Raw genomic sequence first — 13921 nt, 5'->3', positions numbered from 1 at the left:
CGGCGACGTAGCAGTGACAGTAGAAACGACAATGGCGCCCGAAGGCGCCATTGTCGTATTTGCGGTCCTGCTTGCGGCTTTGTCCGCGGTTGTGCTGCGCATGCTTACCGTGCGGCTTTCGGGGCCAGCGCAGGTGCGGCCGCGGCGCTTACCGCATCAGTCGCCCGCGCGAACTCAAGCCACCGAATCGACGATTGCGTTCAGCGTCGCGCTCGGGCGCATCGCCTTGCTAGTCAGCTCGACGTTCGGACGGTAGTAGCCGCCGATATCCACCGGCTTGCCCTGCGCCGCGCCGAGTTCCGCGACGATCTTCGCCTCGTTGTCGGCCATCGCCTTCGCGACGCCGGCGAACTGCGCCTGCAGCGCGGCATCGTCGGTTTGCGCGGCCAGTGCTTCGGCCCAGTACATCGCGAGGTAGAAGTGGCTGCCGCGATTGTCGATGCCGCCGACCTTGCGCGCCGGCGACTTGTCGTTGTCGAGGAACTTGCCAGTCGCCTGATCGAGCGTCTTCGCAAGAATCTGCGCCTTCGGGTTGTGATACGCGGTGCCCAGATGCTCGAGCGATGCCGCCAGCGCGAGGAATTCACCGAGCGAATCCCAGCGCAGGAAGCCTTCCTCGACCAGCTGCTGCACGTGCTTCGGCGCCGAACCGCCCGCGCCGGTTTCGAACATGCCGCCACCGGCCATCAGCGGAACGATCGACAGCATCTTCGCGCTGGTGCCCAGTTCCATGATCGGGAACAGGTCGGTCAGGTAGTCGCGCAGCACGTTGCCGGTGACCGAGATCGTGTCCTTGCCGGCGCGGATGCGCTCGACCGAGAACTTCGTCGCTTCGACCGGCGTCATCACGCGGATGTCGAGACCGTTCGTGTCGTGATCCTTCAGGTACTGCTCGACCTTCCTGATGATCTGCGCATCGTGCGCGCGCGCCGCGTCGAGCCAGAATACGGCCGGCGTGTTGGAAGCGCGGGCGCGGTTCACCGCGAGTTTGACCCAGTCGCGGACCGGCGCGTCCTTGGTCTGGCACATACGGAAGATGTCGCCCTGTTCCACCGGCTGCTCGAGCAGCACCGCGCCGGCTTCGTCGGTGACGCGGACCACGCCGTTCGCCGGGATCTGGAACGTCTTGTCGTGTGAACCGTATTCTTCGGCGGCTTGTGCCATCAGCCCGACGTTCGGCACCGTACCCATCGTGACCGGGTCGAACGCACCGTGCTTCTTGCAGTCTTCGATCACCGCCTGGTACACACCGGCGTAGCAACGGTCCGGAATCACCGCCTTCGCGTCGTGCAGCGCGCCATCTGCGCCCCACATCTTGCCCGACTCGCGGATCATCGCCGGCATCGATGCGTCGACGATCACGTCGCTCGGCACGTGCAGGCTCGTGATGCCCTTGTCCGAGTTGACCATCGCGAGCGGCGGACGCTGTTCGTACTGCGCCTTGATGTCGGCTTCGATCGCCGCGGCCGTCTCAGCCGGCAGATCCTTCAGACGCGCGTACAGGTCGCCGATACCGTTGTTCGGGTTGAAGCCGACCTTGGCCAGCGCTTCCGCATGCTTCGCGAGCACGTCCTTGTAGAACACCGACACCACGTGACCGAAGATGATCGGGTCCGAGACCTTCATCATCGTGGCCTTCAGGTGCACCGAGAACAGCACGCCGTTCGCCTTCGCCTCGGCGATCTGCGCTTCGATGAAGCTGCGCAGCGCGTTCTTGCTCAGCACCGACGCGTCGATGATTTCGCCTGCCTGCACCGGCGTCTTCGCCTTCAGGACCGTGATCGTGCCGTCGGCGGCGGCCAGTTCGATCTTCACGCTACCGGCCTGCGCGACCAGCGCCGACTTCTCGCTGCCGTAGAAATCGCCAGCGCTCATGTGCGAGACGTGCGACTTCGAGTCCGCGCTCCATGCGCCCATCTTGTGCGGATGCTTGCGCGCGTAGTTCTTCACCGACAACGGCGCGCGGCGGTCCGAATTGCCTTCGCGCAGCACCGGGTTCACCGCGCTGCCCTTGATCTTGTCGTAGCGGGCCTTGACGTCCTTCTCGGCGTCGGTCGTCGCGACGTCCGGGTACGACGGCAGCTTATAGCCCTGGTCGCGCAGCTCGGCGATCGCGGCCTTCAACTGCGGCACCGACGCGCTGATGTTCGGCAGCTTGATGATGTTCGCTTCCGGGCGCATGGTGAGTCCACCGAGCTCCGCCAGATCGTCGGAAGCCTTCTGCTCCGCGCTCAGGTAGTCCGGAAATGCGGCAATGATCCGGCCGGCGAGCGAGATGTCGCGCGTTTCGACGAGCACGTCGGACGAGCGCGTGAACGCCTTGACGATCGGCAGCAGCGAGTACGTCGCCAGTGCGGGCGCTTCGTCGGTCAGGGTGTAGATGATCTTCGGCGGTGTGGACATGATTAATGCTTTGCTAGGAAGTGATAGACAGAGCGTTGGCAGTCGAAGCCAGCGCAAATCGTGACGCGACGGCTGACGGCGTCAGTTCGGCACGACGCAACCCCGCGACCTTCGTTTTGCGATACGACCGAGAGTATATGCGCGTTTTCCACTAAATGTGACCAGACAAACAGGTCGCGAGACCCTACCCAAACGGGTCGATCCATGACTGGAAAGGGTTTGCGGCCGATTACCCCGGTCTTAAGACAGATATCTTATAGATGACTTGCGGAATATTATTTTTGGATGAATGCGAATTGGTCGCATTGACGCGCCGCAAATGCCGCCACCGAGCCGTGACTGCTGGCCCTCCAGCGGACGACGCCGCGGGTAGTGATGGGCGGCTGCCGAAGAGTGTGACCCGGATGCCGGCGGCGCAGTGTGATGGGGTCGCTCGCCGCGGATTGGTTTAGTTCGTATCGTCTTTCCCGTCATTCCAGAATCGTTTGAAGTCGGGCGAGCGCGTCCTCGACTACCTCGGCCGGAGCGCGCTCGACTTTGCGTGCGCCGCGGGCCTCGAGGTCCAGAGTGCGCACCATATTCACCAGAGCCACCCCCTGAGTCTCTGTTCCCGAACCCGAGAGCGGTACCGCGAACCCAGCGTATCGAGCGAACTCGCCCTGCGTGATCGGCGCAACGAGCGCGACCCCAAGAGCATTGAATGCGGCAGGCGACAAAACCAGCGCGGCACGGAAATCGCTTTGCTGCTCGATGCCAAGCGTCGGATTCAGGCTCACGCGCACGATATCGCCGCGCTCGAACTTGATGCGCCTTACCATGCTTCGCGCCCCGCCGGCTTGACTTCACTCCAGACGTCGAGATCGGCTGGCGGTGGCGCCTTCGGATCGCACTGCGCGACGAGTTCATCCAGTGAATACTTGCGACGCGCAGGCGTAAGCAACACCCCATCGGGGCGCACGTCCGCGTTCAGCGAACTGCCCACCGACGCATGAATTTGCTCCAACAACACGGCCGGCAACCGTACTGCAGCGCTGTTGCCCCACTTCTGAATCTTGAGTTCCATATCCAGCTCCAAATGTATATCCATTGTAGATACTCACAGCGAAAACAGCAAGTCGCCCGTATCTACATTGACTCTACATTTGGACCTTGAAATCGCCTATTAGTCGGCGAAGAAAAGAACCCAAACCTAAACGAGGCAACCAGCCCGCCGCCGCAACGACGCACCAGTCGCCCACGACGACAACCCTGCTTAATGCCCGCGTCCCAGGAACTCCCCCACCATCCGGTTGAACTTGTCCGCATGCTCCCACTGCGCCCAATGCCCGCAGCGGCCGAACACATGCAGATCGGCGTTCGGCATCCCGGCAACGAGCCGCAGGCCGATGTCCATCGGCACGAAACGATCGTCGCGGCCCCAGATCACGAGCGTCGAGGCGGTTACTTCGCCAAGGCGCGGCCCGTAGTCATTGAACTGCTTCGGATTCGCGGCGAGGCTCGCGACGAAGTTCTCGAGATGATCGCGGCGCGCCAGCATGTTCGCGAGGCGCGCTTGCATCAGGTCGTCGGTCAACGCCTTCGTGTCGAACACGAAGACGCTCATCATGCGCTGCAGGTTCTCGATGGTCGGGTTGCGGTACAGCCCTTGCAGCAGCTTGATGCCTTCGGTCGGCATCGGCACGAACTGGCTCGGGCCGCCGGTGCCGCCGCCCATCAGCACGAGCTTGCCGACGCGTTGCGGCTCGGCGAGCGCGAACGCGACCGCGCTATGCCCACCCATCGAGTTGCCGATGATATGCGCGCGTTCGATATCGAGCGCATCGAGCAGCGCCTTCAGGCAGCGCGCGTTCAGTTCCGAGCGCGAGCCCTTGCAGACGATCGGGTCGCTCTTGCCCCAACCGAGGCAGTCCATCAGGATCACGCGATAGCCCGCCGCGACGAGCGGCTCGACGTTCCGATTGAAGTTGGCCCAGCCGGTCGCGCCCGGTCCCGAGCCGTGCAGCATCACGACCGTTTTCTCACCCTGCCCCACGTCGTTGTAGTGGAGCTGCATCTCGCGGCCGTCTTCGGTGATGCGGACGAATCGGCTGGTCGCTTCCTCGGTGATCGCCGCTGCTTGCGTGTTGGTGTTGCTCATGTCGAATTCCTTTGTTTCACGGATTAAGTGACCGCGAGTCGCCGTTGACGGCGGACCCGCGCGGTATTTCGGGCTGCCAAGCTATTGCGCGGCCACCGGGGTATAACGAAGTGTCGAGCGATTCACGACGAGCCACGCGCCAATCGCGGCGAGCGCGATCAGCGGAATGCTCGCGCCGAGCAGCACGCTCGCACCCTGACCGATCGCGAGCAGTTGCCCCGCGATCAACGGTCCGAGGATCGAGCCGAGACGGCCCACCGCCACGGCCGCGCCGACGCCGGTGCCACGCACTTCGGTCGGGTACAGGCTGCTTGCCAGCGCATACAACACCGACTGGCCGCCGACCAGGAACAGCCCCGCGAGCAGACCGCCCCACGCCATCGACGTGCCGCCATTCGCGCTCAGCAACGCGCCAAGCGCAACGACGATGCCGACATACATGCCCGCGACCGTGCGGCGCCGGCCCATCCGGTCCATCATGCCGGCGATCACGATCGCGCCGATGCCGCCGCCGATGTTGAACATCATCTGTACGACACCGGACTGCACGCGCGTCAGACCGCGCGTCAAGACGAGCGACGGCAGCCAGTTGATCAGGAAATACAGCACGATCAGCGTGCCGAGATAGCTGATCCACAACGCGATCGTCGTGCCCGCGCGCCCTTCCCGCCACAGCGCGTGCGTCACGCTAGCCGACGCATCGCGTCGCGCGCCTTTGGTTGCACGCGCCGCGACGAACTGCGTCGACTCGCGCAGGAACAGTGCAAGCAGCGGCAGCACCAGCAACGGCCCGAAGCCGCCGACGTAGAAGATATGCCGCCAGCCCGCGTCGCCCGGACTGATGATGCCGACCACCGCCGCGAGCGCCGCGCCGAACGGCATGCCGCAATACATGGCGCCGACCGCGGTGTTGCGCTGATGGGGCGGCGCCGCTTCCGAGCACAGCGCGATCAGATTCGGCATCGCTGCGCCAAGACCGAGGCCGGTCAGAAAGCGCGCGGCGAGCAGGCTGTTCAGGTCCCACACCTGCGCGGTCGCGAGCGAGAAGATGCCGAATAGCGCGACCGACCACATCAGCACGCGCTTGCGCCCGAGCCGGTCGGCGAGACGTCCGCCGATCGCGGCTCCTGGCAGCAGCCCGAACGCGCCGATGCTGAACGCCCAGCCCATCTGCGCGACCGCGAGATGAAATTCGCGCGCCATGCGCGGTGCCGCGAGGCCGGTCGATTGCAGGTCCACGCCTTCGAGCAGCGCGACGATCAGGCAGAGCCCGATCGTCAGCGCGCCGCCGGCAAGAGTTTTCGTCGACTGTGTTGTTTGCGTTGCTTGCGTTGACTGCCGCATAAAAGTCTCCAATGTTGAGTCAGCGTCGCTCTTGCGGCGACCTTGCTGGATGAAATGAACGCTGCGCGCGCGGCATGCGGCGCCGTCGCGCAGCGTCCGGGTCATGAAGCCACTGCGTCGGTTGCGTGCGCGCGCTTCAGATCCAGTGCGACGTCGACGATCATGTCTTCCTGGCCGCCCACCATGCGGCGTTTGCCCAGCTCGACGAGAATGTCCACGGTCTTCAGGCCGTATTTCTTCGCGGCCACTTCCGAGTGGCGCAGGAAGCTCGAATACACCCCCGCATAGCCGAGCGCGAGCGTTTCGCGATCGACGCGCACCGGCCGGTCCTGCAGCGGACGCACGATGTCGTCGGCGGCGTCCATCAGCGTGTAAAGGTCGGTGCCGTGATTCCAGCCCATGCGCTCGGCCGCCGCGATGAACACTTCGAGCGGCGCGTTGCCCGCGCCGGCGCCCATGCCCGCGAGCGATGCATCGATACGGTCGCAGCCCTCTTCGACCGCGACCATCGAGTTGGCCACGCCCAGCGACAGGTTGTGGTGCGCGTGCATGCCCGTCTGCGTTTCGGGTTTCAGCACCGCCTTCACCGCGCGGAAGCGGTCGCGCACGTCGTTCATCGTCAGCGCGCCGCCCGAGTCGACCACATAGATGCAGGTCGCGCCGTAGCTCTCCATCTTCTTCGCTTCGATGGCGAGGTTCTCCGGCGTAGTCATGTGGCTCATCATCAGGAAGCCGACCGTGTCCATGCCGAGTTCGCGCGCGTATTCGATGTGTTGCTTCGAGATGTCCGCTTCCGTGCAATGCGTGGCGACGCGCACCACGCGAGCGCCCGCGTTGTAGGCGGCCTTCAGATCGTGGATCGTGCCGATGCCAGGCAGCAGCAGGGTCGCGATCTGAGCGTGCTCGACCACGTCAGCCACCGCTTCGATCCATTCGAGGTCGCTGTGCGCGCCGAAGCCGTAGTTGAAGCTCGAACCCTGCAGGCCATCGCCGTGGGCAACTTCGATGCTGTCCACCTTTGCGCGGTCCAATGCGCGTGCGATGTCCTGCACGTTCCGGATCGAGTACTGGTGACGAATGGCGTGGCTGCCGTCGCGCAGCGTCACGTCGGAGATATACAGTTTCTTGTCCATGCGGGAAGTCTCCTTAAGCCTCTGATGCCTGCACGAGCGCCTGCGCCATGCGCTCCGCGGTCGCGAGCGCGGCCGAAGTCATGATGTCGAGATTGCCCGCATACGCAGGCAGATAGTGCGCGGCGCCTTCGACCTCGATGAAGACCGAGGTCTTCAGACCGCTGAACTTGCCGAGGCCCGGAATGTTCAGCGGCGCGCTCGCGCTGATTTCGTCGAACTGCACCTTCTGCTTCAGGCGATAGCCGGGCACGTACGCCTGCACCGCGGCGGCCATCTGCTCGATCGACTGCTCGACCTTGTCGAGGTCGGCCAGCTCCGACAGCGTATAGACCGTGTCGCGCATCATCACCGGCGGCTCGGCCGGGTTGAGTACGATGATCGCCTTGCCCTTCGCGGCGCCGCCGACCACTTCGATCGCCTTCGACGTGGTCTCGGTGAATTCATCGATGTTCGCGCGCGTGCCTGGGCCCGCTGACTTGCTGCTGATCGACGCGACGATCTCCGCGTAATGCACCTTCGCGACGCGCGACACGGCCGCGACCATCGGAATGGTCGCCTGTCCGCCGCACGTGACCATGTTCACGTTCGGCGCGTCGAGATGCGTGTCGAGATTCACCACCGGCACGCAGTACGGGCCGATCGCCGCCGGCGTCAGATCGATCACGCGAATCGAAGGCTTCAGCTTTCGCAACAGCGCATCGTTCTTGACGTGTGCGCCGGCCGAGGTCGCGTCGAACACGAAGTCGATGTCGTTGAACACGGGTAGACGAGTCAGACCTTCGACACCATCATGCGTGGTCGCGACGCCAAGCCGCGCGGCGCGCGCGAGGCCGTCGGAGTTCGGATCGATGCCGACCATCGCCGCGACTTCGAGATGCTTGCCGTGACGCAGGATCTTGATCATCAGATCGGTGCCGATGTTGCCGGAGCCGATGATCGCGGCCTTCAGTTTTTCGCTTGCCATATGAGTTCCCAATCGAGTGCTTGCGAGTGCATGCTTTATGCGGAAAAAGTCGCGCGGACGTTGCCGAGACCTTCGATCTGCGCGCAGTAGGTGCCCGGCTCCTTGACGGCGACCATCGGGCCCAAAGCGCCTGTCATCAGCACGTCGCCGGCACGCAGCGGCGTGCCGAGCCGGACCATGCGATCCGCGAGCCAGGCGGCGGCATTCAGCGGATTGCCGAGACACGCGGCACCATTGCCGCGCGACAGGACTTCCGCATCCTTCGATAGCGTCATTGCGCAGGCCGCGGGATCGATATCGCGCAGCAGGACCGGCCGGCTGCCGAGCACGAAGCGCGCGCTCGACGCGTTGTCCGCGACCGTATCGACGAAACGGATGTTCCAGCCTTCGATGCGGCTGTCCACCACTTCGATCGCCGCGACCGCATACGCGGTTGCGCGCATCAGATCGGCGTACGTGTGGCGCTCGTGCAGCAGATCGTGTTCGAGCACGAGCGCGATCTCCGCTTCGACCTTCGGCTGGATCAACTGATCGAGAGGAATCGGCTGGCCGTCGCCATACGCCATCGATGCGAACAGCGCGCCGAAGTCAGGCTGGTCGACACCGAGTTGACGCTGCACCGCCGGCGACGTGAGTCCGATCTTGCGGCCGACGACGCGCTCCCCCGCCGCGATGCGCGCGGCCACGTTGGCCTGCTGCACCGCGTACGCGAGCTCCTCGGCGTCGGCCGGGTTCGACAGTTCGACGAAACGCGGGTCGTCGCGCAACGGCGCGATGGTCGCGCGCGTACGTTCCGATTCGCGCAGGCGCAGGGCGAGCGCGTCTATATTGCTTTGAGTGGTCATAGCGGGTTCCTGATTCGGTTAGACGTGGGCCGTCACGGGTCGCGCGTGCATCGCGCCAAAGCCCGCGATCCATTCGGGGATCGGACGGTAGTAATCGAGCGACGCGCGATACGGGCCGCTCGCGTTCAGTGCGCCGAACGCGGCGATCCACGTGCGGATTTCGTGCGCGGACTTGCCGGCCTCGCGCGTGATCGCGCGGTTGGTCAAACCGTCGAGCGCGGTGAGTTCGCCGTCTTCGAGCAGCTTCAGGAACGCGCGATCCCATTCCGGATTGAGCGGATGAAGACGGCTGTCGCCCGCGGCGAACGCACGCGCCGCCGCGATCGTGCGCGCCTCACGCGCCGCACGCGATTCGGCCGACGGATTGCGGCCCGCGATCAGACGCTCGGCGACTTCCTCGCTCGCGCCCGCGAGTTCCGGCACCGGCGGCTCGTGCGAGATGCCGCCCGAGCCGATCACGAGCACGCGTTGCTTCGAGCGTGCGAGCGCTCGACCCAACGCATCGCCGAGCAGACGCGCGCGGCGGCATGAAGCCATCGGCGCGGCCACCGAATTGATGAATACCGGCACGACCGGATATCGATCGAGGCCGCCCGTCAGAATCTCCAGCGCTTGCGCGCAACCGTGATCGACCTGCATGCGGTACGAGACGGCGACGTCGACGTCGCTCGCGAGCACCGCTTCGGCAAGGTCGAGCGCGGTATCGGCGGGCACCTCCAGCGGACCGGCGAGGCTCTTGAAGTCGCCGATCGCGCTCGCCGATGCGCCGATGCAAAACGGCGGCATCACGTCATAGAAGAAACCGTTGTAATGATCGGGCGCGAACACGACGACCAGTTCGGGATCGAACTCGACGACGCGCGCACGCGCTGCCGCATGCACGCGCTCGACTTCCGCGACGACTTCGGGCGCGGGATCGTAATAGCCGTGCAACGGCGTGTGCGAAAGGCATTCGAGCAGCATCGGCATATCAGGCTCCGGCGGTTGCAGCGGTGGCGAAAGTGGCGACGGCATCGGGCGCGAACGCTGCTTCGTTGCGAGAACCGGCCACGTCGGCCCGCCCCGCCAGGTCGAGATGCAGCTGCCGCGCGAGTTCGACGACGAGTTGCGACACCTGCTGCGGCGAGCCCATGCCCGCGACGAAACGATCGGGACGCAACAGCACGACCGATTCCGGCACTCGCGTGAACCAGTCCTTCAGCCGCGTGTTCACATCGCCGATCGCGATGACGTCTTCTGGCACGTCGTCATGGAAAGACAACTGCGTGTCCGGCTTCGCGACCACGAAGCAGCCGCCGAGCCGCTGCCAGATCGCACGCGCCTGCTCCGACAAACCGAAGGTCGGTTCCGCGCCCCAGCCGACGATCGCGAAGCGGTTGCCGAGCACATCGTCGAGTCGCACGACCTCGCCGCTCACCGTGCGCACGCGCGGTTGAATGAACATGCGGCCGACCGGCGAATGACAATGCGGGTCGCGTCCATACACCAGACGGCCGAGCCGCGACTCGCGTTTCTCGCTCATCAGACCGAGCAGGCGGCCCGGCGCCGAATGCCCCGAGCGTTCGAGCACGCGCGCGAGCCAGCCACGCTTGCGCGGCGTGCGCGCCAGCAATACGACGCCGCTTTCATAGCGTGGCATCGGCTTGAAACGCATTTCGACGAAGTAGCGCTTGACCGCCGGGAACCAGTTGAACGTACGCACGAACGCGTCGCGAAACTTGATGCCGAAGCGGCTCGTCGGCGCGAAGATGTCGCCCGCGACCTCAGAGAGGTGGATCATCGAGCGCGCATGCGAGCGGCGCTCGGCGGTGTAGCTATCGAGCAGCGCATCGCCGGCGACCCCCTTGACCACCATCGCGAGTTTCCAGCCGAGGTTGCTCGCGTCGCGAATACCGCTGTTGTAGCCCTGGCCCTGCCACACCGGCATGATGTGCGCGGCGTCGCCGGCGAGCAGCACGCGCTTCACGCGGAAGCTGCTCGCGAGGCGCGCGTTGTGCGTATAGACGCGCTTGCGGATGTAGTCGACCTTCTCCGGCTCGGCGACCACCGTGCGGATCAGCGCGGCCATGTTCTCCGGCTTCGACAGCTCTTCCTCGGTCTCGCCGGGCATCACCATGAATTCGAAGCGGCGAATCCCGTGCGGCAGCGCGGCCGACACATACGGGCGCCGCGGATCGCAATGCATGTACACGTGCGGCGAGCCGATCGGGTCGTTGCGCACGTCGACGACGATCCACTGATTCGGTTTCGTGCGGCCCTCGAACGGCACGTCGAGGGCGCGGCGCACGAAGCTGTTGCCGCCGTCCGCACCGACCATGTACGACGCGCGGATCGTGCGGCGGCCGCTCTGCGCGTGTTCCGCTTCGATCGTGACGCCGCTGCCGTCCTGCGTGAACGAGTCGACCGTGTGGCCGAACAGCACCTCGACGTGCGGGAAGCGTTGCAGGCCGTCGCACAACACGCGATCGGCCAGCGGCTGAATGAACGCGTTGCGGCGCGACCAGCCGAATTCGTCGGTGCGCGGCTCGATCGATGCGAAGCAGTGACCGTTGCTCGTGACGAAGCGCATCCAGTGATCGGGGGTCGTGTGCGGCAGCAATGCATCGGCGAGGCCGACGGACTGAAACACGCGCAGCGCTTCGTCATCGAGGCCGATTGCGCGCGGATAGTCGATGATCCCGTCGAGCTTTTCGATCAGCACGACGCGCACGCCCTGCAGGCCGAGATAGTTGGCGATCATCAAACCGACCGGGCCGGCGCCGATGATCGCGACGTCGGTGGTGACGGGTCCACTGTGGCCTTGCGCGGCCACCGGGTCGAGCGGTTGGGGCATGTTGTCTCCGTATGTCGACCAGAGTGACCGGGTCGAGATATTCACGGAGCGCGGCGGCGGGAACCGGCTGTCGCCATGGCGAAAAATCGCCTGCGGACAACAGCTTGCTGTCTCCATGAAATCGTTGATTTGTTGGCAGTCTAGGACCGGCCACCTGCCCGCTCAACAAAATCTGGAAATTGTGCATAGAATGCACATAGTTGATTTTATTGAGGTTTAAAGTGACCAAATACACGAATGTGCGAGGTCTGTCGCGCGGCTTGCAGGTGCTGCAGGCGCTCAACTCGATGGACAGCGGCCGCGCGACGAGCCAGCAGATCAGCGAGCTGACCGGCCTGCATCGCACCACCGCGCGGCGGCTGCTCGAAACGTTGATGGAGGAAGGCTTCGTGCGGCGCAGCGCGTCCGACGACAGCTTCCGGCTCACGCTGAAGGTGCGCGCGCTGAGCGAAGGCTTCACCGACGACGAACGCATCGCGACGATCGCGCCGCCGGTGATGGGGCGTCTGCTGCAACGCGTCGCGTGGCCGTCCGATCTGACCACGCCCGACGGCGACGCGATGATCGTCCGCGAGACCACGCACCGCTTCAGTCCGCTATCGTTTCATCGCGCGATGGTCGGCCGCCGTTTGCCGATCCTGCTGACCGCGGCGGGTCGTGCGTACTTCGCGATGTGCCCCGACGAGGAGCGCGAGGACATTCTCGATCTGCTGCGCGCGGGCGCGGGCGGCGAGGAGCAGAAGGCGCTCGCGTCGAACGACGCGTTGATTCGCAGTCTCGTGCGACGCGTGCGCGCGGATGGGTTCGGCTCGAATCACGGCGACTGGGCGGATCAGGGGAAGATCGGCGCGGTTGCCGTCGCGATCGTGTTCGAGGAACGCGTGCTCGCGAGCTTGAACGTAGTGTTTCTGTCGCGCGCGGTGTCGCTCGCGGAAGCGAAGCGGCGCTATGTGCCCGAGTTGCAGACGGCCGCGCGGGAGATGGTCGACGAACTCGCGGCGCAGACCCGCGCGAGGAGCGAAGCGGGCAAGACGCGTGCGGGACGCGAGCGCAAGTCGTGAGGTGGCTTTCGCAAGCCGTCCCGCAACTCAGAACCGCGTGCGAATGCCCGTCGTCAATTGCAACTGGTTCTTCGCGCCAAACGTCGTCGCGACGACGCAACCATTGTGAAGCTTCATCTTGTGCTCGAAGCGACCCACGCGGTCAGCCCGCTTTCAAGGCTTCACCTCATCGACGAACCGATTGGTAAACGTGCGCGACAGATCGATATGCCGCCCCTTCACCGCCGGATTGAAGCTCGACAGTACCTTCAGCACCGTCTGCGGACCGTCGGCTGGCATCTTGCCGTCGACGGTGTACATCGGCAGCGAGGCCTGCAATGCGCTGATATACAGCGCCCTGTCGTTGCCGATGTCTTCTTTTGGCATCTGCGCGGCGATTTGTTCCGCGCTGTGGGTGTGCATATAGCGCAGCGTCTTGACGAATGCGCGCGCGAGTTTCGCGGCTACGTCGGCATGCGCGTCGAGCCACGTGCTTTGCACGTAGAGGCTCGACGCCGGATACATGCCTCCGAGCGCGGCGCGCGTGCCATCGACATTGCGCATGTCGACGAGTACTTTGGCGTCGCCCGCTTTCAATAGTCGAGTGACGGTCGGCTCGGTCGTCATACCCGCGTGAATGCGTCCTTGCCGCATCGCCGCGATGAAACTGCTGTCCGCGCCGACCGGCAGCAGCGTGTATTGCGTGGACCGCACGCCCGCGCGCTGTGCGAGGTACTGCGTGAGAAAACTCGTCGAGGAGCCGAGCCCCGTCACGCCGAGCGTTTTACCGCGCACGTCGGCCATGCTCCGGATCGAATCGGCCGATTTCGCCGCGACCAGTTGCACTTCGCCGGGCACCTGGCTGAACACGACGATCGTCTTCACTTCCTTGCCGCGTGTCTGCAGATCGATCGTGTGATCGTAGAAGCCGACCACGCCCTGCACCGCGCCCGCGAGCATTTCGTTTTCGCCGTCTATTCCAGTCGGCTGCGACAGCAGTTCGACGTCGAGCCCTTCGGCCTTGAAATAGCCGAGCCGTTCGGCAAGACGCGCCGGCAGATAGATGAGCTTGTTGGTACCGCCCACCATGATCGCGAGTTTCTCCGGCGCGGCGGCTTGCGCAGGCGTCGCGAGTCTCGCGAGCGCGCACAGCGCGAGCGACGCCGCGACGGCGGCATAGGCCGCGCGCGAGCAACGCGTCAAGGAAAGCTTCATTGGGGGT

At 64.9% G+C, this 13921-nt stretch carries 12 protein-coding genes; 1 reads left to right on the top strand and 11 read right to left on the bottom strand.

All coding sequences use genetic code 11. The features are described 5' to 3' along the window. Positions 1-174: 174 nt before the first annotated feature. The 10 genes from HDG34_RS18720 to HDG34_RS18675 form a co-directional block, all read right to left on the bottom strand. Positions 175-2403, bottom strand: coding sequence for an NADP-dependent isocitrate dehydrogenase (locus HDG34_RS18720; RefSeq protein ID WP_184061644.1), 2229 nt, complete (start codon positions 2401-2403; stop codon positions 175-177). A 470-nt stretch (positions 2404-2873) separates the two neighbouring features. Continuing rightward, positions 2874-3221 (bottom strand): type II toxin-antitoxin system ChpB family toxin, encoded by a 348-nt coding sequence (locus tag HDG34_RS18715; protein ID WP_184061643.1) that lies wholly within the window; start codon positions 3219-3221, stop codon positions 2874-2876. Next, positions 3215-3466, bottom strand: a complete 252-nt coding sequence (locus HDG34_RS18710; protein ID WP_184061642.1) for an AbrB/MazE/SpoVT family DNA-binding domain-containing protein — start codon at positions 3464-3466, stop codon at positions 3215-3217. Before HDG34_RS18710 ends, HDG34_RS18715 begins: the two co-directional genes overlap by 7 nt. A 189-nt stretch (positions 3467-3655) precedes the next feature. Next, on the bottom strand, positions 3656-4540 hold the full coding sequence (locus tag HDG34_RS18705) for an alpha/beta fold hydrolase (RefSeq protein ID WP_184061641.1): 885 nt from the start codon (positions 4538-4540) through the stop codon (positions 3656-3658). A gap of 81 nt (positions 4541-4621) precedes the next feature. Beyond that, positions 4622-5884 (bottom strand): 3-(3-hydroxy-phenyl)propionate transporter MhpT, encoded by a 1263-nt coding sequence (gene mhpT / locus HDG34_RS18700; RefSeq protein ID WP_184061640.1) that lies wholly within the window; start codon positions 5882-5884, stop codon positions 4622-4624. 101 nt (positions 5885-5985) lie between these two features. Next, complete coding sequence (gene dmpG / locus HDG34_RS18695) at positions 5986-7017, bottom strand: 4-hydroxy-2-oxovalerate aldolase (protein WP_184061639.1); 1032 nt, start codon at positions 7015-7017, stop codon at positions 5986-5988. A 13-nt stretch (positions 7018-7030) separates the two neighbouring features. Then, on the bottom strand, positions 7031-7981 hold the full coding sequence (locus HDG34_RS18690; RefSeq protein ID WP_184046345.1) for an acetaldehyde dehydrogenase (acetylating): 951 nt from the start codon (positions 7979-7981) through the stop codon (positions 7031-7033). Between the two features lie 35 nt (positions 7982-8016). After that, positions 8017-8826, bottom strand: coding sequence for a 2-keto-4-pentenoate hydratase (locus HDG34_RS18685; protein ID WP_184061638.1), 810 nt, complete (start codon positions 8824-8826; stop codon positions 8017-8019). Between the two features lie 18 nt (positions 8827-8844). Next, the gene (locus HDG34_RS18680) at positions 8845-9795 is read right to left on the bottom strand and encodes a 3-carboxyethylcatechol 2,3-dioxygenase (RefSeq protein ID WP_184061637.1); all 951 of its coding nucleotides are present in this window, start codon (positions 9793-9795) and stop codon (positions 8845-8847) included. Between the two features lies 1 nt (position 9796). Beyond that, complete coding sequence (locus HDG34_RS18675; RefSeq protein WP_184061636.1) at positions 9797-11659, bottom strand: bifunctional 3-(3-hydroxy-phenyl)propionate/3-hydroxycinnamic acid hydroxylase; 1863 nt, start codon at positions 11657-11659, stop codon at positions 9797-9799. A 221-nt stretch (positions 11660-11880) separates the two neighbouring features. On the opposite strand from HDG34_RS18675, the gene HDG34_RS18670 reads away from it, so the two are divergent. Continuing rightward, entirely contained in the window at positions 11881-12720 is an 840-nt protein-coding gene (locus HDG34_RS18670; RefSeq protein ID WP_184061635.1) for a DNA-binding transcriptional regulator, read from the top strand. 153 nt (positions 12721-12873) lie between these two features. Here HDG34_RS18670 and HDG34_RS18665 read toward each other — a convergent pair whose 3' ends face one another. After that, on the bottom strand, positions 12874-13914 hold the full coding sequence (locus tag HDG34_RS18665; RefSeq protein ID WP_184061634.1) for an ABC transporter substrate-binding protein: 1041 nt from the start codon (positions 13912-13914) through the stop codon (positions 12874-12876). Positions 13915-13921: the final 7 nt, after the last annotated feature.

The sequence above is a fragment of the Paraburkholderia sp. HC6.4b genome (genome assembly GCF_014200875.1).
In the GTDB taxonomy this organism is placed as follows: domain Bacteria; phylum Pseudomonadota; class Gammaproteobacteria; order Burkholderiales; family Burkholderiaceae; genus Paraburkholderia; species Paraburkholderia tuberum.
The sequence above is the reverse complement of the archived record's forward strand: the minus strand, read 5'-3'. Positions and strand labels throughout refer to the sequence as shown.